The 1,316-nt window shown below is 72.9% G+C and carries 2 protein-coding genes; both read left to right on the top strand.

The features are described from left to right. Positions 1-494 (top strand): hypothetical protein (locus tag ACFWAD_RS29905; RefSeq protein ID WP_378550480.1); only part of this gene is annotated, 494 nt, incomplete at its 5' end. A gap of 40 nt (positions 495-534) precedes the next feature. Beyond that, positions 535-1,269, top strand: a complete 735-nt coding sequence (locus ACFWAD_RS29900; protein WP_378550477.1) for an FtsK/SpoIIIE domain-containing protein — start codon at positions 535-537, stop codon at positions 1,267-1,269. Positions 1,270-1,316: the final 47 nt, after the last annotated feature.

The raw sequence follows: 1,316 nt of genomic DNA, 5'->3' as shown, positions 1-1,316 counted from the left end.
CCTACGAGCCTGGCGAGGTCCGCGACGTCATCCGCTCGTATGTCGGCGACATGGAGGACCGCCTCCGTGCCGCCGCGACGGACCCAGCCCTGGTCTCCGGACGGCGGGTCCTGGCGGTCGACGGCCTCGCGGCCCTGTGGCACAACGCGCGGCAGGAAGAGGACCACGGCCTGCTGTGGTCCCTGACCGACCTCAAGCGGATCCTCCTGACCGGCCGCGCCGCGGGCATCCACCTCGTCACCGACATCGACGCCGCGACCGTCGTGCAGCAGCTGGACGCCGACCTGCTCCGGTCGGCCACCGCCACCCTCCTGATCGGCCCCGCCGACCACGACCTGGCCCGCCTCCTCGGCGTCGACCCGCTGCTGGAGCGGCCCGGCGTCGGCGCCGCGATCTGGCGCACCCCGGACACCGCCCAGGGCCGCCAGCTCGACCTCACGCACATCACCGCCAGCCAGGCCCGCAGCCTCGCCCTCGGCACCCTCCACCACTGACCGCCACACCACCAACCCGTCTGACAGAAGGGCACCCCCGATGACCGCGAACCGCATCCCTCAGACGCACAACCACTACCTGGCCCTGGGCGCCGACCTCGACACCGGTGAGGCCGTCACCCTCGACCTCGACCAGCACCCGCACCTGCTGGCCGCCGCATCGACCGGAGGCGGCGTCTCCTCCCTGCTGCGCCGCCTCGCCGTGCAGGCCCTCGCCGACGGCGCCACCGTCACCGTGATCGACCCCAAGCGGACCAGCTTCGAGAACCTGGACGGCCTGCCGGGCCTCACCATCGGCAGGTCACCGGCCGAGATCGCCGAGGAGATCCGCCTGTTCCACGCCGAGATGATGCGACGGTACACCTCCGGCGAACAGGGCCCGCGGCGCCTGCTGATCGTCGACGAACTCACCCAGATGCGGGCCCGCATCAACTGCGGAGGCCACACGGAGCTGGACGCCGCCGTGCGCCTGCTGCGGCCCGTCGTGCTCGCCGGCCACAGCGTCGGATGCCACCTCGCCGTCGACGCCGACCTCGAAGCGCTCTGCTGGTTCGGCCTCGGCGACCGGGACGTCCTGACCAAGGTGGCCACCGTCATCATGGGCCGCCCCAGCCGCCAGCTCCTGTCCCGCCTGGGCATCGACCCCGCCCTCATCAGCACCGAACGCGGGACCGGTGTCCTGCGCCTGCCCGGCGACAAGGGCCGCCGCCTGGCCATCGGCTACCTCGCCGACGCCGAACTGCGCGCCCTGGCCCTCGGAGTTGTCCCCAGCTGACCTGCGGCGGGAGGTGAAATCCGCTTCCCGCTTCCACAGGCTCCGCG

Origin of the sequence: Rhodococcus sp. NPDC059969 (assembly GCF_042738325.1) — a bacterium.
GTDB lineage: Bacteria > Actinomycetota > Actinomycetes > Mycobacteriales > Mycobacteriaceae > Rhodococcus_F.
This window is presented reverse-complemented; position numbering and strand designations above follow the sequence as displayed.

Excerpts from the sequence above, each read along its gene's own strand:
- ACFWAD_RS29900 (WP_378550477.1), top strand. The coding sequence starts at position 535 with ATGACCGCGAACCGCATCCCTCAGACGCACAACCACTACCTGGCCCTG.